Annotated in this window: 25 protein-coding genes; 18 read left to right on the top strand and 7 right to left on the bottom strand. The window is 51.7% G+C overall.

Going from position 1 to position 23,662, the window contains the following annotated elements:
* Positions 1 to 12: 12 nt before the first annotated feature.
* The 7 genes from WKJ04_RS14695 to pseB are packed head-to-tail and all read right to left on the bottom strand — an operon-like array spanning position 13 to position 6,094.
* Positions 13 to 936, bottom strand: coding sequence for a ketoacyl-ACP synthase III (locus WKJ04_RS14695; protein ID WP_337881102.1), 924 nt, complete (start codon positions 934 to 936; stop codon positions 13 to 15).
* Positions 936 to 1,517 carry a hypothetical protein gene (locus tag WKJ04_RS14700; RefSeq protein ID WP_337881103.1) on the bottom strand — a complete coding sequence of 194 codons (582 nt, stop codon included), beginning with the start codon at positions 1,515 to 1,517 and terminating at the stop codon, positions 936 to 938. The genes WKJ04_RS14695 and WKJ04_RS14700 overlap by 1 nt, the downstream gene beginning before the upstream one ends.
* A gap of 15 nt (positions 1,518 to 1,532) precedes the next feature.
* A complete protein-coding gene (locus tag WKJ04_RS14705; protein WP_337881104.1) occupies positions 1,533 to 2,183 on the bottom strand; it encodes an acetyltransferase in 651 nt (216 codons plus the stop codon).
* Positions 2,180 to 3,271 (bottom strand): UDP-2,4-diacetamido-2,4,6-trideoxy-beta-L-altropyranose hydrolase, encoded by a 1,092-nt coding sequence (gene pseG / locus WKJ04_RS14710; protein WP_337881105.1) that lies wholly within the window; start codon positions 3,269 to 3,271, stop codon positions 2,180 to 2,182. Before pseG ends, WKJ04_RS14705 begins: the two co-directional genes overlap by 4 nt.
* Positions 3,268 to 3,954 (bottom strand): pseudaminic acid cytidylyltransferase, encoded by a 687-nt coding sequence (gene pseF / locus WKJ04_RS14715; protein ID WP_337881106.1) that lies wholly within the window; start codon positions 3,952 to 3,954, stop codon positions 3,268 to 3,270. The genes pseG and pseF overlap by 4 nt, the downstream gene beginning before the upstream one ends.
* Complete coding sequence (pseC, locus tag WKJ04_RS14720; RefSeq protein ID WP_337881107.1) at positions 3,951 to 5,096, bottom strand: UDP-4-amino-4,6-dideoxy-N-acetyl-beta-L-altrosamine transaminase; 1,146 nt, start codon at positions 5,094 to 5,096, stop codon at positions 3,951 to 3,953. Before pseC ends, pseF begins: the two co-directional genes overlap by 4 nt.
* Complete coding sequence (gene pseB / locus WKJ04_RS14725) at positions 5,093 to 6,094, bottom strand: UDP-N-acetylglucosamine 4,6-dehydratase (inverting) (RefSeq protein ID WP_337881108.1); 1,002 nt, start codon at positions 6,092 to 6,094, stop codon at positions 5,093 to 5,095. Before pseB ends, pseC begins: the two co-directional genes overlap by 4 nt.
* 212 nt (positions 6,095 to 6,306) lie before the next feature.
* On the opposite strand from pseB, the gene WKJ04_RS14730 reads away from it, so the two are divergent.
* The 18 genes from WKJ04_RS14730 (at position 6,307) to fliR (ending at position 23,652) form a co-directional block, all read left to right on the top strand.
* On the top strand, positions 6,307 to 7,104 hold the full coding sequence (locus WKJ04_RS14730) for a flagellin (protein WP_337881109.1): 798 nt from the start codon (positions 6,307 to 6,309) through the stop codon (positions 7,102 to 7,104).
* 131 nt (positions 7,105 to 7,235) lie between these two features.
* A complete protein-coding gene (locus WKJ04_RS14735) occupies positions 7,236 to 8,687 on the top strand; it encodes a sigma-54-dependent Fis family transcriptional regulator (RefSeq protein ID WP_337881110.1) in 1,452 nt (483 codons plus the stop codon).
* A gap of 148 nt (positions 8,688 to 8,835) precedes the next feature.
* Positions 8,836 to 9,933: an ATP-binding protein gene (locus tag WKJ04_RS14740; RefSeq protein WP_337881111.1), complete on the top strand. Its 1,098-nt coding sequence runs from the start codon at positions 8,836 to 8,838 to the stop codon at positions 9,931 to 9,933.
* Positions 9,920 to 11,263 (top strand): sigma-54 dependent transcriptional regulator, encoded by a 1,344-nt coding sequence (locus tag WKJ04_RS14745; protein ID WP_337881112.1) that lies wholly within the window; start codon positions 9,920 to 9,922, stop codon positions 11,261 to 11,263. The genes WKJ04_RS14740 and WKJ04_RS14745 overlap by 14 nt, the downstream gene beginning before the upstream one ends.
* Positions 11,264 to 11,536: 273 nt before the next feature.
* The gene (gene fliE / locus WKJ04_RS14750) at positions 11,537 to 11,872 is read left to right on the top strand and encodes a flagellar hook-basal body complex protein FliE (protein ID WP_337841103.1); all 336 of its coding nucleotides are present in this window, start codon (positions 11,537 to 11,539) and stop codon (positions 11,870 to 11,872) included.
* 13 nt (positions 11,873 to 11,885) lie between these two features.
* The gene (gene fliF / locus WKJ04_RS14755; RefSeq protein ID WP_337881113.1) at positions 11,886 to 13,595 is read left to right on the top strand and encodes a flagellar basal-body MS-ring/collar protein FliF; all 1,710 of its coding nucleotides are present in this window, start codon (positions 11,886 to 11,888) and stop codon (positions 13,593 to 13,595) included.
* Positions 13,588 to 14,622, top strand: coding sequence for a flagellar motor switch protein FliG (gene fliG / locus WKJ04_RS14760; RefSeq protein WP_337841101.1), 1,035 nt, complete (start codon positions 13,588 to 13,590; stop codon positions 14,620 to 14,622). The genes fliF and fliG overlap by 8 nt, the downstream gene beginning before the upstream one ends.
* A gap of 11 nt (positions 14,623 to 14,633) precedes the next feature.
* Entirely contained in the window at positions 14,634 to 15,443 is an 810-nt protein-coding gene (fliH, locus tag WKJ04_RS14765; RefSeq protein WP_337881114.1) for a flagellar assembly protein FliH, read from the top strand.
* Between the two features lie 12 nt (positions 15,444 to 15,455).
* Complete coding sequence (fliI, locus tag WKJ04_RS14770) at positions 15,456 to 16,793, top strand: flagellar protein export ATPase FliI (protein WP_337881115.1); 1,338 nt, start codon at positions 15,456 to 15,458, stop codon at positions 16,791 to 16,793.
* Between the two features lie 3 nt (positions 16,794 to 16,796).
* Entirely contained in the window at positions 16,797 to 17,237 is a 441-nt protein-coding gene (fliJ, locus tag WKJ04_RS14775) for a flagellar export protein FliJ (RefSeq protein ID WP_337841098.1), read from the top strand.
* Between the two features lie 109 nt (positions 17,238 to 17,346).
* Positions 17,347 to 19,329 (top strand): flagellar hook-length control protein FliK, encoded by a 1,983-nt coding sequence (locus WKJ04_RS14780; protein WP_337881116.1) that lies wholly within the window; start codon positions 17,347 to 17,349, stop codon positions 19,327 to 19,329.
* A gap of 107 nt (positions 19,330 to 19,436) precedes the next feature.
* A complete protein-coding gene (gene fliL / locus WKJ04_RS14785) occupies positions 19,437 to 19,973 on the top strand; it encodes a flagellar basal body-associated protein FliL (protein WP_337881117.1) in 537 nt (178 codons plus the stop codon).
* Positions 19,974 to 19,985: 12 nt separating this feature from the next.
* Positions 19,986 to 21,080, top strand: a complete 1,095-nt coding sequence (gene fliM, locus WKJ04_RS14790) for a flagellar motor switch protein FliM (RefSeq protein ID WP_337841095.1) — start codon at positions 19,986 to 19,988, stop codon at positions 21,078 to 21,080.
* Positions 21,080 to 21,469 carry a flagellar motor switch protein FliN gene (gene fliN, locus WKJ04_RS14795; protein WP_337841094.1) on the top strand — a complete coding sequence of 130 codons (390 nt, stop codon included), beginning with the start codon at positions 21,080 to 21,082 and terminating at the stop codon, positions 21,467 to 21,469. The genes fliM and fliN overlap by 1 nt, the downstream gene beginning before the upstream one ends.
* Complete coding sequence (fliO, locus tag WKJ04_RS14800) at positions 21,469 to 21,867, top strand: flagellar biosynthetic protein FliO (protein WP_337881118.1); 399 nt, start codon at positions 21,469 to 21,471, stop codon at positions 21,865 to 21,867. Before fliN ends, fliO begins: the two co-directional genes overlap by 1 nt.
* Positions 21,867 to 22,613: a flagellar type III secretion system pore protein FliP gene (fliP, locus tag WKJ04_RS14805; protein WP_337841092.1), complete on the top strand. Its 747-nt coding sequence runs from the start codon at positions 21,867 to 21,869 to the stop codon at positions 22,611 to 22,613. The genes fliO and fliP overlap by 1 nt, the downstream gene beginning before the upstream one ends.
* Positions 22,610 to 22,879 carry a flagellar biosynthesis protein FliQ gene (fliQ, locus tag WKJ04_RS14810; RefSeq protein ID WP_337841091.1) on the top strand — a complete coding sequence of 90 codons (270 nt, stop codon included), beginning with the start codon at positions 22,610 to 22,612 and terminating at the stop codon, positions 22,877 to 22,879. The genes fliP and fliQ overlap by 4 nt, the downstream gene beginning before the upstream one ends.
* Positions 22,879 to 23,652 (top strand): flagellar biosynthetic protein FliR, encoded by a 774-nt coding sequence (fliR, locus tag WKJ04_RS14815; protein WP_337881119.1) that lies wholly within the window; start codon positions 22,879 to 22,881, stop codon positions 23,650 to 23,652. Before fliQ ends, fliR begins: the two co-directional genes overlap by 1 nt.
* The last annotated feature ends 10 nt before the right edge of the window (positions 23,653 to 23,662 follow it).

Consider the following 23,662-nt stretch of genomic DNA (forward strand, 5'->3'; position numbering starts at 1 on the left):
GTCTCCTGAATATTATTTGTATAACAGGGCTGAAGCCCATGAAAAGCCAACACCAAAGCCACTGATCACCAGATTTTGCCATTGGCTTTGCATAGCATATTTTTGCAATAGCAGTGGAATGGATGAGGATACGGTGTTACCGGTATCAGTTAAATCTTTAATAAACTTATCACTTTGCTGAAAACGTCGTGATACGGCATCGACTATAGCGGCGCTACCCTGATGGATTACAAAGGCGTCAACCTGCTCTTCATCCAGTGCACCCAGTTGCAGCAGTTGTTTGATATGGGGCGGCACATTCACTGACGCGAAATTAAACACCTGCCTGCCGTTCATTGACAAGCGCCCATTGCTGACCTGCAGGAACTCGGCCCCAGAGCCATCCGTGCCATAATGCACTTTTCCAAGTTTCCAGACTGGATCAGAATGCAACCAGGTAGCCGTCGCTGCATCACCAAACAACATGGAGGTGACCCGGTCAGATGGATCGATCACTTTAGAATAGGGATCTGCAGTGATCAGTAAACCCTGTTGCAGCCCAGAAGCTTCCAGCAAGCCTTTGAGGATATACAAACCATAGACATAGCCAGAACAGCCTAAAGATACGTCAAAAGCAGCGACTGCTTTTGATAAACCGGCTTTTTGCTGAACCAGTGCAGCTGTATGAGGCAGGCCTTCGCCATCGCCGTTTTGCGTAATAATGATTAAGGCGTCAATGGAATTTAAATCCAATCCCAGCTCTTGTTGCTGCAGACGTTGGATGGCTTTGACACATAAATCAGATGTTTCTTCTGAAGCGGCTTTGCGTGGCAGTTTAATTGCTCCAAGCTTCTGTTCTACAAATTCCGCTGTTTCGCCGAATTCTGCAGCTAAGGCAATATTGTCGACATTCTTTTCTGGTATATAGCTGGCTATAGCTTTAATTCCTATAGACATCAGGGCTCTCCTACAATAAATCGTATTTGACCATACAACCTATTATCTATATCGATACTGGACACGGAAAAACGCTGCTGAATGACATTGCAGATTCTCACTTCAACCTGCTTATAATCTATCGGCAAATTATCCGATAAGTTGAGTTGAGCAAACACCCATTTGCCTTGTTGCAAGGGATACGATTGATTGTGTAGTTTTTTCGTCAAGGCAACAATGACTTCAATAGTTCCAAAGTTTCCAGGGGGTTTTTCCATAAGTATGGAATTGCCAGGAGGAGAAATAGACGCAGAGGCTACTAAACTGTCTTCGTCAAAGACATTTCTACCTATGACAGCCTCTGGTAACTCAATCCACCAGAACGGCTGTAGTGTGCCAGTTGGTAGAGCGAATTGGCCTTGACAGACGACATCAGAAGCTGGTTCAGTGAATGTGAGCTCGCATTGATTTCCGGTGAACTTTCTAAAAATCAACTGCTTGAGTACAGTACCCTCCGGGCAGTTCTTTTGAGAAAACTCCTGCGTCACGCGATAAAAGTCGGTGCCTCGTACATAGGTGCGATTACCGGATAGTTCAAACATAGAATACCTCCTGTATTACATCACTCGTCTGGCCGGATTGCCAAGCCAGGTGGAATAGGGCGGAGCTTCACGTAACATAACTGCGCCAGCACCAAGGGTACAGAATTCTCCGACTTCTAATCCGTCCCGGACGACTGTATTGGCAGCGATATGACTACCATCGCGTATTTTACAGTAACCACAGAGTGTTACATTTGGGCCTATATCAACATAATTGCCAATCTCTACATCATGTCCAAGATTTGCTCCTGCCCGGATTAGGGTATTGTCACCAATCCGCACGCCAGGTTGAACCGACGTATAGGAGCAAAGGACAGAGCCTTTGCCTACAGAGGTGTTAAATCCGAGCACAGCCGTAGGGTGAATCAATGTAGCCATGCGGTCGGCCGGAATGCTCAGGGATTTAAGCAATTTGGTTCGTTCCAGCATTTTTCCGACCGTCAGCAAAGCAAAACAAAATTCAACATCTGCCGGTAGTGTTTGCCAGTCTGTCGATTTCCCCAACACAGGCCAGTCCCACAATAACTCACCAGGATTGAGGTGGTCATTTAAAAAGCCAAATAATTCGATGTCCGCACCTGAGCGGCGCATGTCGCAGATAATTTGCGCTAAAACCATCCCATTGCCGTGCCCGCCAATAATCACTATCCTGCGTGTTTTGCTCATGTGAAATCCTGGCGTATTAATTGACACAAGTGACGAGAATGTTGTTGCCAGTTCTCCATGATGCTGATGGCATTTAAGGACAATTGCTGCAATTTTTCGGGTTTTAGTATCAATTCAAGTACCATCAATTTTAGTTGGTTTGTCAGTGTCTTTGTGTTCGGCTCGCCGAGATAAATAGTGGCCCCTAAGGCCGCCAGCTGTTCGTTTTGCTGCTTTTGGTTAGCTGCAATTGTCCAGACAATTGCTGGCAAGCCAACAGCGCAGCGTTCCCATGCCATAATGCCACCAGCACCAATGGCCAAATCTGCATTATTCATTAATTGCGCAATCTGCTCGGATTGAACCTCCAACTGAAAATAGCTGCCCTGTGTCTGGCAAAATTGCTGCAGTTCAATCAGATAAGGGTACGCAGAGCCGACGATTACATAAACGGTTTCTATCTGGCTTTTGATTGCCGGTGTGCTGAGTGTTGTGCAGACTGCCAGGGTTAAATTGAGTTGATCAACCCCACCGAAACTAACAAACAAGGTGCGTACTTCACTGCGTTGTCTGAATGGGATGTCATTGAATTCAGGACGCAATGGCAAATAACGTGGCCCTGCCAGCATGTGCTTCACATCAGAGTCTTTAAAGGGCGCATTCAAACCAGGGTTGAGCAAAATGTCACATTGATGTGGGCGGTCGCCCAAGCCATCGATGACAGCCAGCTTGGCATTGGTGGCCTTGGTCATCTGCAGTTCCCATTCCAGTGCTAAAGCGAAATGGTCTACCAGTATCCAATCCGGGTCAAACAGCTGCGCCGCTATGGCTGAAAGTGTGTCTTCTGCGTCTTGCCGCTCTGAGGTCCCAAGCCAATGACTGTGACGATATGGCGACGATGTCGCTGAATAATTCGGGTGCAACGGCAGATCAAAAGTATCAAATTCAGGGCTGATCAGTGCGGTGATATGCCCCGGATGCGGTCGACAGCAAAAACGTACGTCCATCTGTAGTTGACACAATTGTCTGGCAATGGTCAGGCAGCGCATTACATGTCCTGTGCCGATGTGGTGGCCACTGTCGGTTCGGATTAATATCCTCTTGGTCAAGGGTTTAACCTTTTAAACAGTTGCTCCGCCACAGTCCAGTCTTCTTCGGTATCAATGTCTTCGACCTGGCTTCTGGGTAAAACAATTGCTGTGGCAAGTGCAGAGAACATGGCTTTGTTTTCAAGAAAGGCGTCGGTTTTTCCCCAATAGAACTGACCGGCGTCATGATAGGCAGGCACCAGATCCTGAGATCTGCTGGTTCGGTGTTCTGGCTGGAACATATTGACGCCACCATTACTGTCCATAAACAATGCTCTCTGTATCGGATAGGGGTAACTTGTGACAGGAAAGCAAAATTCTTTTTGGGAATTAATAAGTGTCTTAAATGATTCGTTTAGCAATGCTGCGGTGACAAAAGGGGCCGTCGGATAAATGCAGCATACATACACAGGATTCAGTTGTTCCGTTTGAGCCCATTGAATGGCGTGATTGACCACAACCCGGGTTGTCGCGTAATCGTCCGCCAGTTCTGCTGGTCTGATAAAGGGGACTTCTGCGCCATAGGTTTTAGCAACTCTGGCAATTTCACTGCTGTCGGTAGATACAATAATTCTGTCAAACAGGTTACTTGCCCTGGCTGCTTCGATTGACCAGGCAATCATAGGTTTGCCACAAAATGCCCGAATGTTTTTCCCTGGAATACGTTTACTGCCGCCGCGGGCTGGAATGATTGCTAACTTCATAATAACTGCACCAGCTGTTCACAAATGTAGTTTTGCTGAGCCTCTGTTAAATCCGGATACAGCGGCAGGCTGATAATGCCACGGTAAAACTGCTCAGCTTGCGGGAAATCACCCGCAGAAAAACCTAACTGCTGGTAATAAGGTTGGGTGTGAATGGGGATGTAATGCACGTTTACACCTATACCCGCAGCGCGTAGCGCGTTAAATACTTCAAGCCGCTTTTCGGGTTGCTGCAACTGAACGATATATAAATGCCAGGCACTTCGTTCTAAGGCTTCAACAGGCGGCAGCACTAAAGGGGATTCTGCTAACATGCGGTTGTAGCGTTTAGCCAGTTCGCGTCGTTTACTGACAAAGGCGGTGAGCTGGCGGCTTTGGCTCAGGCCTAATGCACCCTGTAGCTCAGTCATCCGATAGTTAAATCCCAGCTCCAGTTGTTGATAGTACCAAGGGCCATCCGGAGCGTCCTGCATCAGTGCCGGATCACGGGTGATACCGTGACTGCGCAGACGTCGCATGGCTTCAGCCAGCGGAGGCTGATTTGTCAGTGCAGCGCCACCTTCAGCAGTGGTAATAATTTTTACCGGGTGAAAACTGAATACAGTAATATCACTAAAGGTGCAGCAGCCGACAGGCTTACCAGAATACTCTGCACCGACCGCATGAGACGCATCTTCAATCACTTTAAAACCGTAACTTTGGGCCAGTTGCTGTAACTGCTGCATATCACAGCTATAACCTGCCAGATGTACCGGTATCACCAAATCCGGTAGCTCGTTGCACATAGCTGCCGCTTCTAGTTTGCGCGCCAGCGCCGCCATATCCATATTGCCGCTTTGCAGCTCTACGTCGACAAAATCAACCACGGCGCCACAATACAAAGCGCAGTTTGCAGATGCGACAAAACTGATGGGAGAGGTCCAGACCCGGCTTTGTGGACCTACACCCAAGGCCAGACAGGCAATATGTAACGCTGAGGTGGCGCTGTTTACCGCGACGACGTCTTTTGCTCCGGTCAAACCTGCCAGTGCATGTTCGAAGGCCGGTACTGCGGGTCCTTGGGTCAGAAAGTCGCTTTGCAGTACCTGTAATACAGCATTAATGTCTTGCTGGCTGATATGTTGTCGACCATAAGGGATCAAGACATTGCCTCCAGGTTAAAGGAACGAATTTGTTCTACGGTCAGAAAGTGAGGATTTTTGTCGGACACGTATTCAAAACCAGGTGCTACCAAAGCACCTTTTTCGTTCAGTGCATTGCTGGAGAAATCATTGGTGCGGTTAAAAAATTTGATGGCCGGAGCGATCACAAAGTGATCAGGGAATTCATAGGTGTGGTAAGACATATCACCAGGACACATCATTTCATGCAATTTTTCCCCTGGGCGTATCCCGACTTCTTTTTGCGATAAATCAGGGGCCATTGCCTGGGCCAAATCCACGATGCGGATTGAAGGGATTTTCGGTACAAAAATTTCGCCACCCAACATGCGTTCGAAGTTTTTTAACACAAAATCAACGCCTTGCTGCAGGCTTATCCAAAAGCGGGTCATGTCTTTGTGGGTAATAGGCAGATGATCATTGCCTTTCTCACAAAGCTGCTGGAAAAATGGTACCACTGAACCACGGGAACCGACCACATTGCCATAACGCACCACTGAAAAACGGGGTTTGCTGCCGCCAGAAATATTGTTGGCAGCCACAAACAGTTTGTCAGAAGCGAGTTTAGTGGCGCCATATAAATTTACAGGATTGGCGGCTTTGTCGGTCGATAGCGCAATCACTTTTTCAACCTTATTTTCAATAGCGGCGTGAATGACATTTTCCGCGCCATTGATATTGGTTTTGATGCATTCCATCGGGTTGTATTCGGCGGCAGGCACTTGTTTCAGTGCGGCGGCGTGGATCACATAATCAACCCCACGCATGGCTCTGACCAGGCGTTCCTGATCGCGCACATCACCAATCATGTAGCGCATACAAGGCGCATTAAACTCCTGCTGCATTTCGAACTGCTTCAGCTCGTCGCGGGAATAAATGATGATTTTTTTCGGCTTATAGCGTTCGAGCAAGGTCTTGGTGTATTTCCGACCGAAGGAGCCGGTGCCTCCGGTAATAAAAATGCTTTTATTATCAAACATAGACACTCCTTCTGTGTCGGAACTTTGACAGTTACAGAGAAAATAGCATATTTCATTCCAACAGTGAAAAGTGCTTATTTATTAAATGTTTGCACTGAGTCATTTCGCGAAGTCTATTCCTCTGTGGAGGTTGCGTCAAAACGACAGCGCTGTTGTAGAGTCGGGCGCTTTTAACTACACTTTGTGTCTGGTTACTGTCAGAGGTTGTCCGTATGAAAATTACCCCAAATTCAATCGCCGATCATTCACTTCGTACCAGTAGCAACGAAGGTAATGATTTACTGAAAAAACTGGCCACAGGCAAGCGTGTGAACAGTGCGGCTGATGATGCGGCCGGGTTGCAGATTATTGACCGCCTGACCTCGCAGATTAATGGCTCTGAACAAGGGATACGCAATTTATACGATGGTATTTCACTGGCACAGACGGCTGAAGGTACTCTGGCCGGTGTGTCTGACAGCCTGCAGCAGCTGCAAACGCTGAATGTGCAGGCCGGGAATGGTATCTATACCCAAAGTGATTTGGCGGCTTTGCAGGACCAGGCGACCCAGCTGGGCAAAGGCATTACCGACCAACTCAGCCGCAGCAGCTTTGCAGGTCAAAAGTTGTTTGATGGGGGCAATAAACTCAGTTTTGAATCCGGCAGCGGTCAGTTGCAACTGGAAACCGGCGATTTGAGCAGCGAATTCAGTAATGCGGGGCTGGATAACATTGACCTGACCAGCAGTGCCGGACGCAGTAGCCTGCAGGCTTCACTGGAGTCTTTTACTCAACTGGTGAATTCCAATCGTTCCAGCCTGGGGGCGGGGATCAACAGCTTCAGCTCGGCCATTAACAGTCTGGCAGAACAGGAAGTGAATACGTCGGCCGCCCGCAGCCGGATTGAGGATTTGGATTACGCACAGGCCAGCTCGCAAAAAGCCGCCAACGATGTACTGCAACAAAGCTCTTTGGCCGTCACGGCCCAAAGCCGGATCTCGGCAGAACGCGCTCTGCAACTGCTCAGTTAAGGTCGGACGACCTCGAAACGCTGGATTTTTGACGCGAGTGTCAAAAATCCAGCGTTTTACCTTGCAAGCTGAACTCTCCGCTGTACAATGGAATAAAAAAGCGCATCGGATAAAAGACCTTTTTTAAGCCTATGAGTAATAAGCTTTATATTCTAGATCAACACGAGTCCAGAGCTTTACGTCTCGCTGCAGTGCTGAGCTTTATCGGTGAAGAGCCACAGCTGCTGGAGGAATCGCAACTGCCGGCTTTTCTGCAGGATGATCCCAAAGCCGTGGTGTTGTTGGGGGCCCTGAGTTCACAGCAGCATCAGCTGTTGATTGAACAACACCCGCTGTGCGCTTTTTTACTGGTTGGGGATAACCTGAAGGTGCATCTGGCTCAGCCCAATGCAGTGGGTTTGCTGACAGAACCTTTCGCTTATGCCTCCTTTACCCAGTTATTACGGGATTGCCAGGAATACCATCGTTTACTGCCAGGGCAACGCAGCCAGGCAGAACAGCATCGTTTTATTGGTATGGTGGGGCAGACCCCGGCCATGCAACAGGTCCGTTTTTTGATCCAGCAAGTGGCCAAAACCGATGCCAATGTGCTGATCCTGGGCGACTCAGGTACAGGTAAAGAAGTGGTCGCCCGTAATATTCATGCCTTGTCCAACAGAGCTGGCGGACCTTTTGTGCCACTGAACTGTGGCGCTATCCCGGCCGAACTGCTGGAAAGCGAGCTGTTTGGTCATGAAAAAGGCGCTTTTACCGGCGCTATTTCCACCCGCAAAGGCCGCTTTGAGCTGGCGCAGGGGGGCACACTGTTTCTCGATGAAATTGGTGATATGCCGCTGCCTATGCAGGTGAAATTGCTGCGGGTGCTGCAGGAGCGGGTATACGAACGGGTAGGCGGCAGTCAGCCGATTAAAGCCGATGTCCGTATTATTGCCGCCACACACAGAGCGTTGGAGCAAATGATCGAAGAGGGCCGGTTTCGGGAAGATTTGTTCTACCGGCTGAATGTGTTTCCAATCGAAACGCCGGCACTGCGTGACCGAGCTGAGGATTTGCCCGCTCTGGTCCAGGAGCTGGTGCACCGGGCCGAACAGCAGGGCCATGCCAGAGTCAAGTTTACTGAGCGGGCTCTGGACAGTCTGAAGTTGCACAGCTGGCCGGGCAATGTCAGGGAGCTGGCGAACCTGGTGGAGCGTATGGCCATTATGTTTCCGAACCAGGTGGTGGATGTCGCCGAATTACCGCAAAAATACCGTCATCTGGATGTGGACACTTATGTGCCGCAGTACCCGGATGCGTTGCAGGAGCGCGACGCCATCAACGAACTTTTTCAGTTCAGTGACGAGGATGAGGAGGAACACTTAGTCAATCCGAATCTGAGTAACGGCGTTGGTGATCCGTCTTTGTTGCCGGAACATGGGCTGGATCTGAAAGAGTTTCTGGCGGAGCTGGAGATTTCGCTGATTTCTCAGGCGCTGGAGCGTCATGAATATGTAGTGGCCCGCGCTGCCGACCTGCTGTGTTTACGCCGCACCACCCTGGTAGAGAAAATGCGTAAATACAATCTGATGCGTGACGAAAGCTAAAGCGTCATCCCACACTGCGGGGGCTGGTTATACTCAACCCCCGTGCTGTCAAAAAAATGTTCTCTTAAGGTTCTGATTTAAAACAATAATATTTGTGGCATGTCTTGTGCATTGCTTTGGCGAATGTCAAAGTTTTTGTGGGGTTGCCATGAGCAGAGCCTATGCCTATGTTTCCATTGATGCAGTGCAGTCAGAAGCTGATCACTGTGCGGATGCTATTCGCACGGCCAAACGGCTGGAGCATCTGATCCACAAGCTGCCAACCGGCATTGTGGTACTGGATGAGCGTGGTTTTGTCGCCCAGGCCAATCCGGTTGCGCGCTCTATGCTGGGCGAACCTCTGACCGGTCAGCGTTGGCTGGATATTATCAGCAGAGCTTTCAGGCCGCGCAGTGACGACGGTATGGAAGTGTCTTTGCAGGATGGCCGCCGCGTCAAGCTGGAAATCAGCTCCATGGAACCCGAAACTGGGCAGTTGATCGTGTTGACCGATCTGACGGAAACCCGTCAGTTGCAAAGCCGCATGGCACATTTACAACGTTTATCGACGCTTGGGCGCATGATGGCGTCGTTGGCACACCAAATCCGCACCCCGTTGTCTTCCGCCCTGTTGTACGCACAGAACCTGGGTAGTCCAAAATTGAACCCTTTATCCCGTGAGCAGTTCCAGCACAAGCTGGTGGCCCGTCTGCAGGATTTAGAACAGCAGGTCAATGACTTGCTGTTATTCGCCCGTGCGGGGCGCGAACAGCAGGTGGTGCCTTTGTCGATGCAGCAGCTGCTCAGCGAAGTCTTTGCCGGTGTGGAGGTGTTGATTGAGCAGCAACAGGGCCGGATCCAGGTGGAGCTGCCGCAACCGGATGTGCAAATTCTTGGCAATGCCCGCAGCCTGGCCGGTGCTATTCAAAACCTGCTGCAAAACAGCATGCAGATCATAGGCCCCGGCGCTTTATTAAAGCTGGAAGCCCGGCTGGCACCAGACAATCCACAACAGGTGCTGATTGCGGTGGAAGACAATGGCCCAGGCGTGCCGTCCCATTTACAGCAACAGATTTTTGAACCCTTTTTTACCACGCGCAGCCAGGGGACAGGCCTGGGGCTGGCGGTGGTGCAGGCTGTGGTGCACTCGCACAATGGTCTGGTGCAGTACCGCACCAGCCAAAGTGGTGGGGCCCGGTTTGAACTGGTTTTCCCTTTGTATCAGGCGGTGATGCAGCCGCAGGAGTTGGATTATGCACACAACTAACATTCTGGTGGTTGAAGACGATTCAGGTTTGCGTGAAGCCTTGGCTGATACCCTGAACCTGGCTAATTATCAGGTACTGCAGGCTGAAAACGCCGAGCAGGCACTGAGTTTATTAAAGCAGCACAAGGTGGCCTTAGTGGTCAGTGACGTGCAGATGGGGGCTGTCTCAGGCCTTGAACTGCTCAAAAGCATCAAGCTGAATTACCCGGCTTTGCCTGTGCTGATGATGACTGCTTACGCCAATGTCAATGATGCTGTGCTGGCCATCCGTCAGGGCGCCGTGGATTACCTGGCCAAACCTTTTGCACCTGAGGTGCTGGTGAATATGGTGGCCCGTTATGCTTTGGCTGAAACTGTGGATGCGATTGAACCTGTCGTGGCCTCTGAGCAGGGGCAGCAGTTGATCCGCCTGGCGGCAAAAGTGGCGCGTTCGGATGCCAATGTGCTGGTGCTGGGCCCCAGTGGTTGTGGTAAAGAAGTGCTGGCCCGCTATATCCATCAGCAAAGCCCACGCCAGAGTGGCCCTTTTGTCGCCATTAACTGCGCTGCCATTCCGGAGAACATGCTGGAAGCCACCTTGTTTGGCTATGAAAAAGGCGCTTTTACCGGTGCCATTCAGTCTTGCCCCGGTAAGTTTGAACAAGCCCAGCAAGGCACCATTCTGCTGGATGAAATCAGTGAAATGGACCTGAACCTGCAGGCCAAGTTATTACGGGTGCTGCAGGAGCGTGAGGTTGAGCGGTTGGGCAGCCGGAAAACCGTCAAACTGGATGTCCGGGTGGTCGCCACCAGTAACAGAGATCTGAAGCAGGCAGTGGCAGAAGGTCTGTTTCGCGAAGACTTGTTCTACCGGCTGAACGTGTTCCCCCTGACCTGGACGGCTCTGGCTGAGCGGCCTGCAGATATTCTGCCATTGGCGCAGCACTTGCTGGAGCGGCACAGCCGCCAGACAGGCCTGGCGGCGCCGCAACTGTCGTTGGCTGCGCAACAAAAACTGCTGCAACACAGCTGGCCGGGCAATGTGCGGGAGCTGGACAATATTATGCAGCGCTCGCTGATTATTTCGGATGGTGAAGTGATAGACGCGGACGATATTCTGCTGGAAATTGTTCCCGTCAGCAGCGCAGCGGCTGTGCCCGCCGTGCAGGACCCGGATCTGAGTCTGTTTAAATCTGAGCTCTATGAACAGGAGCACCGCATTATTCTGGAAACCATGAAAGCCTGTGCCAACAGCCGCAAGGATGTGGCGGAACGGCTCGGCATCAGCGCCCGAACTTTACGGTATAAACTGGCCCGGATGCGGGAATCCGGTATTCAGTTACCGGCCTGAGAGCGCTGAACCGACCCGTTTATCAGCAGCCTGACCCGTCAACAGACATCAGGCTGCTGAGAAGCAGTTTCTGCGAATTTTTCACCTTCTCCTCACTAAAAAGCTCCGCAGACCCGCTCTGATTTTTTGTTGAATTCATATTTAATTCAATATCTTAATTTTATTTTTTGTGTTGCTGCTGAGCTTTGAACTGGCCATTGGCTGACTCTGGCATGACTTGTGCTTTACCTCTGTTATCTGAAGCCGACAACAAAGTTTTGACAGGTGCTTACCATGAAAATCCAGGGCCATAGCTTATATCAGGAAATGCAATCCATGATGCTGGAATCCCGTGCCGTATCAACGGATCTGGCGCTGCCAAAACAGCCAGCTATCAATACCAGCCAGTCGGATTTTTCCGCCATGCTCAAAGGTGCTCTGGACAACGTCAATGCGTTGCAAGGGGAAAGCCGTAATTTGAGTACGGCCGTAGAGATGGGCGACCCTCGTGTATCACTGGCCCAGGCCATGATTGCCGGCCAAAAAGCGTCACTGGCTTTTGACGCAACTGTGCAGGTTCGCACCAAGCTGGTGGAAGCCTATAAAGAAATTATGTCGATGCCTGTGTAGTAAGGAGTAGAAGGTGGCTGAAAGTACATCAACAGAATTGGCACTGGCATCCGACGAATTCAGTAAGATGCCAGAGCAGCAGGAGCAGAAATCTGGCTTTCTGGGCTCCGCCGGTGGTATGGATATGGTGCGTCAGATCAGCCTGATTGTGGCGCTGACCATTTGTATAGCCATAGCCGTCCTGATTATTCTCTGGGCCCGTGAGCCGGAAATGCGGCCTTTAGGCACTTTTGAAACCCAGGAGTTAATTACCACACTGGATTACCTCGACGCGCAGAAAATTGATTACAAACTCGAAGGCAGCACCATTTTGGTCAATGGCGACGAGTACCAGAATATCAAGCTGGATATGGTGCGGGCCGGTGTGCAGCAGCAACAAAGTTCAGGTGATGAAATTCTGATGCAGGACAGTGGCTTTGGTGTCAGTCAGCGTCTGGAAACTGAACGGTTAAAACACAGCCGTGAGCAACAGCTGGCGCGCACTATCGAACAGATGCAAAACGTAGCCTCGGCCCGGGTGTTGCTGGCTATTCCGAAAGAAAATATTTTTGCCCGTCGTGAAAAACAACCCTCCGCCACAGTGATGATCAGCGTCAAAGGCAATAAAAGCCTGAAAGAAAGCGAAGTGGACGCCATTGTGGACTTGGTGGCGTCTGCGGTGCAGGGTCTGGAGCCCAGCCGTGTCACAGTGACCGACCAGAACGGCCGCTTGCTGAACAGTGGCTCGCAGGACGCCAGTTCAGCCCGGGTGCGTAAAGAGTATGAAATGGAGCGGGCCAGGGAAGAAGAGTATCGTCAGAAAATTGACTCTATTCTGATCCCGGTGCTGGGCGTCGATAACTACACAGCTCAAGTCGACCTGTTAATGGATTTTACGGCGGTGGAGCAAACCCAAAAACGCTTTAACCCGGACTTGCCGGCTGTGCGCAGTGAAATGAGTATTGAGCAAAACAGCATTGGCGGCGGTGTGGGAGGCATTCCCGGCGCTTTATCCAACCAGCCACCACTGAACAGCAATATTCCGGAACAGGTTGGCGGGGAAGGCGCCCAACCGGTGATCCCAGGCCGTAACAGCAAAGAAATTACCAAAAACTATGAACTGGACACCACCATCAGCCATTCGACCCAACAATCCGGTGTGATCCGCCGCATTAGCGTGTCAGTGGCGGTGGACTACAAACCAGGCGATGCAGCGGCCGAAGGCGAAGCGGCTGCACCGCAAGCCCGTACCCAGGCGGAGCTGGCGAATATACGCCGGCTGCTGCAAGGGGGGATTGGCTTTGATGTGCAGCGCGGCGATACCATTGAAGTGGTGTCAGTGCCATTCGCCCGCGAAGCGTTGATCACCGAAGAAGAACCTCCTATTTACGAGCAGGAGTGGTTTATGCGGATGATGAAACTGCTGGTCGGCACCCTGATTATTATTGTGTTGATCCTGGCCGTCATTCGTCCGATGCTTAAACGTCTGATTTACCCAGAAGACACCACAGAGGTGTATGATGAAGCCTCACTGAGCAGTGGTCTGGATCTGGGTGATGAAACCATGGATATGCTGACCAAAGAATTTGACGCGAAGTCGGTTGGTTTTGCGGCTGATGGCACCCTGATGCTGCCGGACTTGCATGGTGACGAAGACTTATTAAAAGCGGTGCGGGCTCTGGTAGCCAACGAACCTGAACTGTCCTCTCTGGTCGTGAAAAACTGGTTAAGCGAAGATGAGTAATGTAGATACGATCAAACCCACCTTTGATGTGGGCAAACTGGATGGCGTGGAGAAAGCCGCCATCCTGTTGCTGAGTCTGTCCGAAGAGGATGCGGCGCAAATCCTGAAGCACCTGGAACCCAAGCAGGTGCAGAAGGTGGGGATGGCAATGGCACAGATTGAAGATCTGAACCAGTCCAAAATTGCCGCCGTGCACAAGCTGTTTATCGAACAGATCCAGAACTTCAGCACCATCGGCTTCCAGAGCGAAGAATTTATCCGCCGTGCCTTAACGGCTGCGTTGGGTGAAGAAAAAGCCTCGAATCTGATTGACCAGATTATTCTGGGCGGTGGCGCCAAAGGCCTGGATTCCCTGAAGTGGATGGATTCGAAGCAGGTGGCCAACATTATCCGCAACGAACACCCGCAGATCCAGACCATTGTGCTGTCTTATCTGGAACCAGAGCAGTCGGCGGAAATTTTGTCGCAGTTCCCGGAGAAGGTGCGGCTGGATTTAACCATGCGTATTGCCAACCTGGAAGAAGTTCAGCCCGCCGCGTTGCAGGAACTGAACGAAATTATGGAAAAACAATTTGCCGGCCAGGCCGGTGCGCAGGCAGCGAAAATGGGCGGCCTGAAAGCAGCCGCCGATATCATGAACTACCTGGACACCAATGTCGAAGGCCAGCTGATGGACGCCATCCGCGAGCACGACGAAGAAATGGCGCAACAAATCCAGGATTTGATGTTTGTGTTCGAAAACCTGTTGGATGTCGACGACAGAGCCATTCAGACCATTTTGCGCGAAGTGCAGCAGGATGCGCTGATGAAGGCACTGAAAGGCGCCGACGAAAACTTAAAAGAGAAAATCCTGAAGAATATGTCCAAACGTGCAGCCGAGTTGCTGATGGACGATTTGGAAGCCATGGGCCCGGTACGGGTCAGCGAAGTCGAAGCGGCGCAAAAAGAAATTCTGTCTGTGGCCAGACGTCTGGCCGATGCAGGCGAAATTATGCTCGGCGGCGGTGGCGGCGAAGATTTCCTCTGACGGAGTAACAGATGACCGATCATTTCCGGGGTAAGCAGCCCTTTGAACCCGACGAGGAGTTGCTGGAGTTACTGAAGCAATGGCCGGCACCAGTGCTTGAGGCAGACCGTAAAAGGGCTCCGAACCGCACCAACGCCTTATATAAAACCAGGCCTGATCCGAAAATTGTGCCTGCAGCAGACGAGAGCGCAGAGCTTGAGTTAAAGCCGTTAACGGCTGAGGATATTGAACAAATCCGCCAGGCCGCTTACGACGAGGGTTTTAACGAAGGCAAAGCTGCCGGCTTTGAACAAGGCTACCAGGACGGCCAGAATCAGGGCCTGCAGGATGGCTTAAAACAAGGCCAGGAGGAAGGCAAAACACTGGGGCTGGAAGATGCGGCAGCGGAAGTGGATGCCATCAAACAGCAGCTTTCCCAGTTAGTGGACCAACTGCAGCAACCCCTGGCACAAGTGAATGACCAGGTGAAGCAGCAACTGACCGAGTTGGCGCTGCGGATGGCCGAGGCAGTGATTGGCGTGGAAGCCAAAACCAACCCTGCAGTGATTCTACAGACCGTCAGTGATGCTGTGGCGGTACTGCCGCTGCAAACCGAACAGGTGCTGATTAAACTGCACCCGGACGATTTGGCTGTGCTGCAACAGCACTATACAGAAGCTGAACTAACCCAGCGCCACTGGCAATTGCGCGCCGAGCCCAGCCTGGAGCAAGGGGGTTGCCTGATAGAAACGCCATTATCCAGCATAGATCGCAGCCTGAAACAACGTATAGCGACAAGTCTGGAGCACTTTTTGCATAGCCAGTCACAGGATCCTTCTTAACCGGGTACATTCATGGCGGCAACCGATCTTCTGGCCCACCTGAAACAACAGGAACAGTATATTCAGCGGTCGCGGCCTACTCTGGCAGGCCGTTTGGTTCGTGTCGTTGGTTTGACACTGGAAGCCACTGGCTGCACTGCAGGCATTGGCCAGACCTGCAGTGTGGAAACCGCGACTGGCGAGCTGCATGCTGAAGTGGTTGGGTTTGCCAGTGACCGTCTGTTTCTGATGCCAAAAGACGATGTATCTGGCGTGGTACCGGGTGCCCGTGTCACACCATTGCACGATTACAAAGGGGTGCCTCTGACCATGGCGCTGCTGGGCCGGGTCATTGACGGCGCTGGTAAACCGCTGGACGGCAAAGGCCCTGTGCTGAGTCAGGAATTTGGCGGCCGCAAAAAACCTCCGATTAACCCGTTGCAACGTCAGCCTATCCATGCACCGCTGGATGTGGGGGTTCGCGCTATCAACAGCATTATTACGGTCGGCAAAGGCCAGCGTATGGGCCTGTTTGCCGGTTCTGGTGTGGGGAAATCGGTGCTGCTGGGCATGATGACCCGTGGGACCTCGGCCGATGTGATAGTGGTAGGGCTGGTCGGTGAACGGGGTCGCGAGGTCAAAGAGTTTATCGATGAAATTCTGGGCGAAGAAGGCCGGGCCCGTTCAGTCGTCGTGGCTGCCCCCGCCGATGTATCGCCGCTGATGCGGTTAAAAGGCTGCGAAACTGCCGTGCAGGTGGCGGAGTATTTTCGCGAGCAAGGCCTGGATGTGTTGCTGCTGCTCGATTCAGTGACCCGGTATGCCCAGGCGCAACGGGAAATTGCGCTGGCCGTAGGGGAGCCACCTGCGACCAAAGGTTATCCGCCTTCGGTGTTTGCCAAATTACCGGCCTTGGTGGAGCGGGCGGGTAACGGCGCGGCCGGTCAGGGCTCCATTACCGCGTTTTACACTGTGTTGTCGGAAGGTGATGATTTGCAGGACCCCATTGCCGATGCCGCCCGTGCCATTCTGGATGGTCACATAGTGCTGTCGCGGCAACTGGCGGACAGTGGCCACTTTCCCGCTATCGACATCGAAAAATCCATCAGTCGGGTGATGCCTGCGGTCACCAGTATGGAGCACCAGAAACTGGCCCGAGGTGTCAAACAGTTGTATGCCTCCTACCAGCAAAGCAAAGATTTAGTCGCCATTGGTGCGTACGTGCGGGGGGCTGACCCGCAGCTTGATCTGGCCATTGGCCTGATGCCAAAGATCCGCAGTTTTTTACAGCAGGAGATGAAAGAAGTGGTGCCTTACGACGACAGTCTTGCGCTGCTGGAACAACTGTTACCCTCAGCCAAAGGAAAATAAAGGATGGCACTGGCGCAATTGCAACTGCTGGTGAAATTCCAGCAGGAAAAAGAAGACAAGCTGCGGGCGCTGTATCAGGGCGCTCTGGCGAACTATCAGAACATGCAACAAAAGTTTGACGGTCTGGCCGCATACCGGACGGATTATCTGCAACAAACTCACCAGCGTGGTCAGCAGGGGCTGGCGAGCCGCCAATTTAATCAGTACCTGAACTTTATCAGTAAATTGGATAAAGCACTGAGCCAGCAACAACAAATGGTGCAGCAAGCCAAAGCGGCTGCAGATCAGCGCATGCGGCAGTATCTGGAAATGCAAAAAAAGCGCAAAGCGTTGGAGCATCTGATTGAAAAAGAGCAGTTGGTACAGCAAGCCAAAGCTGCCCGGCAGGAACAGAAACTGCTGGATGAAATTGCCACTCAGCAGTTTTTCCGTCGCGTGTCGTAAATTCTGGCGCGGGAATTGAATAGATAAACCAATAACACGATTTTTGTCAGATGAAGAATGGGTGGTTGTGGCAGCCATGATGCTGCAACACTCTGAGGCGGAGTAACCTATGACCGACTTGATGATCACAGCACTGATGGGGCGGGATAACGCATTAAACCCGGCCAAAAGCGCCAAGGCTCTGGTTGCTGATGACTCAGACAGCCGTTTTTCCGACGAGCTGGCACAGCAGGTACAGGCCGCAAACTCTGTGACTGAACAGAAAAGAAAAAGGCAAAGTCTTGCCGCCGCACAGGCTGAAAAAACGTCTGGGTCGAACATCAATACGAAAAAAGCAGCGGCTTCCTCAACATCTGAGCCCAATCTGGTTTCGGACGAAGCTGAAATCAACGCGGACAAGCTGACACTGCCGGTGAAAAATCAGCCGTTACCTAAAACCCATGATCTGACAATCCCCGAAGCGCAGCCGGCCTTTGCATCAGACTCCGTGGCACAGGACAAGGGGGAGATGGGCAGTCAGCTTGGCACGGCACTTGTGGTGGAGGATGAGCCGACTGCGCCAGAGCAACACAGCAAAATACCTGGCACAGCTCCCACAGAGTTTGAGCTGCTGAAGTATCTGGACAATGCTATTTTGTTAAGCAAAACCCTGCAAAATCAAGCAAGTTCGGGCGGAAACGCCACTGAGACTGCTCACAGCGACCCTGAGATGTCAGCGGATCTGCTGCAGTTTCTGGATAGGCAGGGTGACGAGGTAAAAGAAAAACTGGACGGCGATTTCACTTTGGCGGCTGCTAAAAATGTGGCGCAGGACAAGGAACAGACCTTAGCTGCCGCTAAGCAGTCTTTGGTGGAATTGGCAGAAAAAGAAATAAAACAGAAAGTAACAAAAACAGTGGCTGAGCAGCGACAACAAAAAGCAGCGGATGCAGTACAGCCATCTGACGCTGTTCAACTGACTGTCGGTACAGAGGGTGTTGCGCAAGACAAACTGATTTCAGCCGCAGCACTTCTCAACACAGGTGCAGGACAAAAAACATCGGCAGCAATGGTCGCTAAGGGCACAACAAATGAAAACAATGACACAGAAGCCGCTGTTTCATTGAGCAGCTCAGCGGATGGAGTGTTCACAGAAACTGCAATGACGGACAGTCAGGCCTTAATGGGGACTGAGATGACGCTCATTGAAGCCACTACGCCAACATCAAGTGAGACCCAAACGACGACGGATGTCCCTGAAGCTGCTTTGTCTGTGGCTGAGCAGACTGCTGAGGTTACCGAATCGTCCAATCCACCCCTTGCACAGCAGTTGCAGAGCGACAGTGTAGCGTTCGTTCATGCAGAGCCATCGAAAGCTGATAAAACCAGCAATAGTGCTCTGGAGCCTGAACAAAAAGTGAACGCAGAAAGATCGGCCGAGCACGGCGAGGTGCTGATGTCATCCGAACAACAGACGGACACTCAGCAGGAGCAGCAGGGGCAACAACAGACCTTGCCGCAGCAGTCAGCGGAAGCCTCCATCCGGCCAGAACGAATGGTGTTACAGCAAAGTTTCCAACAGGAGCTAAAAGAGGCTATTGCTCAGGAAAAAGTGGTGCAGGGTCAGGAGCTGAACCAAAGGCTGAACCCGCAGGCGCAGCGCCAGGCGGATCTGTTGGGGCAAAAACTGAACCTGATCCAGCCGGAAGCGTCTGCCCAGCTGAAGGAGCAGGTGATGCTGATGGTTCGTGACAAAGTACAAACCGCAGAAATCCGGCTGGACCCGGCTGAGCTGGGTTCAATGCAGGTGAAAATCAGCATGCAGCAAGACCAGATGTCTGTGCAGTTTGTCGTACAAAACGGCCAGACCCGTGACCTGATGGAACAACAGATGCCACGTTTACGTGACTTGTTGCAGCAGCAGGGCATTGAATTAAGCCAGGGCTCAGTCCAGCAGGACAGCTCATCAGGTCGTCAGGCCTCGGATGGATCTGGCCAGGGCCAGAATGGCCGCAGCGCGACTGCAGGTCATGGTTTAGGCGGCGAAGATGACCTGACTGCTGTTCAGGTGCAGGTGGCGGTGTCTGACCGGGTGGTGGACTATTACGCCTGACATGAACTGACAGGCCAGTAAAGCAGCAGCCGGGCACCAACTTATCATTGCCTTTGCCGGAAGCCGAGGTCAATAATACTGGTCATTCAGCCGGAAGAGGACGAGCAATGGCAGCGGGAAAAGGTAAAGACTTAGAAATAGCCGATGGTTCAGGCAAAAAGAAGAAACTGATTATTATTGGCGCCGCAGTGGGCGTGCTGGCCATAGGGGGCGGAGCCTTCCTGATGATGTCGGGGGGCTCGGAGCCGGCCCCGATGGAAGCTGAGGTAGCCGCCGAGGGCGCCGCTCCTGCTGAAGGTGACGCAGCCGCTGGCGCCAATAAAGGCTCAGCACTTTATGTCACTATGCCACGGCCTTTTATTTTTAATGTGCCGGGGGCGACCAAAGACCGGCTGGTGCAAATTAAAGTGCAGCTGCTGGTACGGGGCAGCAACAATGAAGAGACGGCCAAAGTGCATATTCCGCTGATTGAAAGCACCTTGCTCAGAACCTTCAGCACCAGCAATGCAGAGCAGCTGATTACGGTGGACGGCAAAGAAGAGCTGAAGAAAAAGGCCCTGCGGGAAGTGCAGGATGCGCTGACCGGCGTGGCCGGATCGGAAGTGGTGGAAGACGTATTGTTTACTGGTTTTGTGATGCAATAAGAGAGCGGCAACTTGACTGATTTATTGTCCCAGGACGAAATTGACGCGCTATTACATGGCGTTGATGATGTCGAAGAAGAAGAGGTTGAAGACAGTGGTGACGGCCGAGGCCGTGGCGCCACTGAGTATGACTTTTCTTCACAAGACCGCATTGTGCGTGGCCGGATGCCGACGCTGGAAATGGTCAATGAGCGTTTTGCCCGCCATATGCGGATCAGTCTGTTTAATATGATGCGCCGTACTGCCGAAGTGTCGATTAACGGCGTGCAGATGATTAAGTTCGGTGAATACGTACACACCCTTTTTGTTCCGACCAGTTTGAATATGGTGCGGTTCCGTCCGCTCAAAGGCACAGGTCTGATCACGATGGAAGCCCGCCTGGTATTTATTCTGGTGGACAACTTCTTTGGTGGTGATGGCCGTTACCATGCCAAAATTGAAGGCCGTGAATTTACCCCCACCGAACGCCGTATCATTCAGATGCTGCTCAAGCTCATCTTTGAAGATTACAAAGAAGCCTGGGCACCGGTGATGGATGTGTCCTTTGAATACCTCGACTCGGAAGTCAACCCGGCGATGGCCAACATCGTCAGCCCGACCGAAGTGGTGGTGATCAGCTCTTTTCATATTGAGCTGGATGGCGGCGGTGGCGACTTCCACGTGGCCTTGCCGTATTCGATGCTGGAACCTATCCGGGAGCTGCTGGACGCCGGTGTGCAGAGCGACAAAGAAGATACCGACCTGCGATGGAGTAAAGCGCTGCGCGACGAAATTATGGATGTGAAGGTGGATCTCACCACCAAAATGATGGATATCGAGCTGACACTCGAACAGGTGATGAACCTGAAAGCAGGTGACATTATTCCGGTGGAAATTCCGGAACATATTACGGTGCTGATTGAAGATTTACCAACCTACAGGGCCAAAGTGGGTCGCTCGCGCGACAACGTGGCACTGAAAATTACTGAGAAAATTAAACGTCCTGAATCAGTCAAATCTGAAATGAACGTCTTTACCAAAGGCGGCCGTCGTCTGGACAGCGACGCAGATATCAGTGAACTGGAAGCAGATTTGAATTTGTCTGAACGTACTGAGGATAGATGGTAATGGCAAACGAACAAGACACCATGGACGAATGGGCCGCCGCGCTGGCTGAAGCTGAAGGTGGCAGTGGCGCCGAAGCGGTCGAACTGGATGAACTGAAAGAAGAGCGTGCGCCGCTGACCGTGGATGAAAAACGCAAACTGGACACTATTCTGGATATTCCGGTCACCATTTCGATGGAAGTGGGCCGGGCAAAAATCAGTATCCGCAACCTGCTGCAATTAAACCAGGGCTCTGTCGTGGAGCTGGAGCGTCTGGCCGGTGAACCGCTGGATGTGCTGGTGAACGGCACCCTGATTGCGCATGGGGAAGTGGTCGTAGTAAACGACAAATTTGGGATCCGTCTGACCGACGTGATCAGCCAGATTGAGCGGATTAAGAAGTTACGTTAATGGTTAAACACCTGATGCCACTGCTGTTGTCAGTACCGGCTGTTGCTGAAGAAGCGGTTCAGGCCGCCCCTGTGGGGTCGGGGGCCGATCTCTTGAATGTATTTGGCTCATTAGTCATAGTGCTTGGCCTGTTGTTTGCGCTCGCCTGGTGTTACAAAAAAATGGCGCAGAAACTGCCGGGCTCCGGCCAAATCAAAGTGGTCAGCTCCATGATGTTGGGGCCACGTGAGCGTATCCTCGTTATTGAAATTCAGGGCAAACAGCGGGTGCTTGGCGTGACAGGGCAGCAAATTAATTTTTTATTTGAACTGGAGCAGCCTTTATCTGCGGATCAGCCGCCGCTGGACTGGCGCAGGCAGTGGCAGCAGCTGTTGCAGGGCAAAAAGGAAACCAACTGATGTGGCGATTATTGGCTCTGTTGTTGCTGGTGCTGAGCCCCGAATTGCTGGCTCAGCAGTCAGGTGCCATGTCAGCACTGACAGTGACCACCAACCCGGACGGGTCGCAGGATTACAGTGTGACCCTGCAAGTACTGGCGGTGATGACAGCGCTGAGTTTTATTCCGGCCATTGTCATTATGATGACCAGCTTCACCCGCATTATTGTGGTGCTGGCTATTTTACGTCAGGCGATCGGCCTGCAGTCGTCGCCATCCAACCAGATCCTGATAGGCATCACCTTATTCCTGACCTTTTTTATTATGGCGCCGGTCTTTGATGAAATTAATCAAAAAGCGTTGCAGCCTTATCTGAGCGAACAGATGACGTCCATTCAGGCCTTTGACGAAGCCATCAAGCCAATGAAAGCTTTTATGCTGCATCAGACCCGCTTAAAAGATCTGGAAACCTTCGCCGATATTGCTGGCACGCCGAAAGTTGACAACGTGGCAGATTTGCCGATCACAGTGATTATTCCGGCTTTTATTACCAGTGAACTGAAAACGGCCTTTCAGATTGGGTTTATGATCTTTATTCCGTTTTTAATTATCGACCTGGTGGTAGCCAGCATTCTGATGGCGATGGGGATGATGATGTTGTCGCCTATGATCGTGTCCCTGCCATTTAAACTGATGATGTTTGTGCTGGTGGATGGTTGGTTATTGGTGATGGGCACACTCGCAACCAGTTATGGGGTGGGAACATGAGTCCGGAAACCTTTGTTGATATCTTAAGCGACGCGCTGTGGCTAATCATTCTGATTGTGTCTGTAGTCATAGTGCCATCCTTGCTGGTCGGTCTGATTGTATCCATTTTTCAGGCGGCCACCTCCATTAACGAACAAACTTTAAGCTTTTTGCCACGTTTAATTGTGACCTTGCTGGCGCTGGTGTTTGGTGGGCATTGGCTGACCCAGACGCTGATGGAGTACACCGAAAAACTCTATCTGAGCATTCCGTCGGTACTGGGCTGATGGACTACCCGCTGCAGCAGTTACTTCAGGTTATTGCTGACTTTATGCTGCCCTTTACCCGTGTGGCTGCCATGGTGTTTATTATGGCGGCTTTTGGCGCAAAAAATATCCCAACCCGGGTTAAAACGGCCTATTGCGCCGCCTTTATCCTGATGATTATGCCTGTGGTGCCGCCGGTGCGAGACGTGAACCTGATGTCACTGAATCTGGTGGTGCAGGTGATCCAACAGATTATTATTGGTCTGGCCATTGGGTTTATGTCGCAAATTTTTATTCAGGCCTTTGTTACGGCAGGCCAGGTGTTGGCCACTCAAACCGGCTTGGGGTTTGCCGCGCTGGCCGATCCGGTCAATGGGGTGTCGGTGCCCGCCATAGGTCAGTTTTACCTGATCCTCGCGACTTTGTTGTTCCTGGTCTACGACGGGCATCTGGCGATGTTTCAACTGGTGATGTTCAGTTTTGAATCGCTGCCCATTAACGGTCAGTGGCTGGATGTGAACAAATACTGGCAGATTGCTGAGTTTGGCGGCTGGATTATTGTGACCGCTTTGGCCATCACCATGGCCCCTGTGACCGCTATGCTGGTGGTGAATATTGCCTTTGGTGTGTTGACCCGTACGGCGCCACAACTGAATATTTTTTCCATTGGTATGCCCATCAGCATGATCGCCGGTTTGTTGATCATGTATCTGACGCTGGATACCTTTTTGTATCACTTTAATCTGAACTGGCAGTACAGCATTGACTATACCTGCCGGTTGATTGGCTGCTGACAATGACGGC

Source organism: Rheinheimera sp., assembly GCF_037442345.1.
Lineage (GTDB): Bacteria > Pseudomonadota > Gammaproteobacteria > Enterobacterales > Alteromonadaceae > Pararheinheimera.

Coding starts and splice junctions, on each gene's coding strand:
- fliO (WP_337881118.1), top strand. CDS start 21,469: ATGGTTAAACACCTGATGCCACTGCTGTTGTCAGTACCGGCTGTTGCT.
- WKJ04_RS14695 (WP_337881102.1), bottom strand. CDS start 936: ATGTCTATAGGAATTAAAGCTATAGCCAGCTATATACCAGAAAAGAAT.
- fliE (WP_337841103.1), top strand. CDS start 11,537: ATGAAAATCCAGGGCCATAGCTTATATCAGGAAATGCAATCCATGATG.
- WKJ04_RS14705 (WP_337881104.1), bottom strand. CDS start 2,183: ATGAGCAAAACACGCAGGATAGTGATTATTGGCGGGCACGGCAATGGG.
- WKJ04_RS14730 (WP_337881109.1), top strand. CDS start 6,307: ATGAAAATTACCCCAAATTCAATCGCCGATCATTCACTTCGTACCAGT.
- fliI (WP_337881115.1), top strand. CDS start 15,456: ATGGCGGCAACCGATCTTCTGGCCCACCTGAAACAACAGGAACAGTAT.
- fliG (WP_337841101.1), top strand. CDS start 13,588: ATGAGTAATGTAGATACGATCAAACCCACCTTTGATGTGGGCAAACTG.
- WKJ04_RS14780 (WP_337881116.1), top strand. CDS start 17,347: ATGACCGACTTGATGATCACAGCACTGATGGGGCGGGATAACGCATTA.
- fliP (WP_337841092.1), top strand. CDS start 21,867: ATGTGGCGATTATTGGCTCTGTTGTTGCTGGTGCTGAGCCCCGAATTG.
- fliQ (WP_337841091.1), top strand. CDS start 22,610: ATGAGTCCGGAAACCTTTGTTGATATCTTAAGCGACGCGCTGTGGCTA.
- WKJ04_RS14735 (WP_337881110.1), top strand. CDS start 7,236: ATGAGTAATAAGCTTTATATTCTAGATCAACACGAGTCCAGAGCTTTA.
- fliR (WP_337881119.1), top strand. CDS start 22,879: ATGGACTACCCGCTGCAGCAGTTACTTCAGGTTATTGCTGACTTTATG.
- WKJ04_RS14700 (WP_337881103.1), bottom strand. CDS start 1,517: ATGTTTGAACTATCCGGTAATCGCACCTATGTACGAGGCACCGACTTT.
- fliL (WP_337881117.1), top strand. CDS start 19,437: ATGGCAGCGGGAAAAGGTAAAGACTTAGAAATAGCCGATGGTTCAGGC.
- WKJ04_RS14745 (WP_337881112.1), top strand. CDS start 9,920: ATGCACACAACTAACATTCTGGTGGTTGAAGACGATTCAGGTTTGCGT.
- fliN (WP_337841094.1), top strand. CDS start 21,080: ATGGCAAACGAACAAGACACCATGGACGAATGGGCCGCCGCGCTGGCT.
- WKJ04_RS14740 (WP_337881111.1), top strand. CDS start 8,836: ATGAGCAGAGCCTATGCCTATGTTTCCATTGATGCAGTGCAGTCAGAA.
- fliJ (WP_337841098.1), top strand. CDS start 16,797: ATGGCACTGGCGCAATTGCAACTGCTGGTGAAATTCCAGCAGGAAAAA.
- pseB (WP_337881108.1), bottom strand. CDS start 6,094: ATGTTTGATAATAAAAGCATTTTTATTACCGGAGGCACCGGCTCCTTC.
- fliH (WP_337881114.1), top strand. CDS start 14,634: ATGACCGATCATTTCCGGGGTAAGCAGCCCTTTGAACCCGACGAGGAG.
- pseF (WP_337881106.1), bottom strand. CDS start 3,954: ATGAAGTTAGCAATCATTCCAGCCCGCGGCGGCAGTAAACGTATTCCA.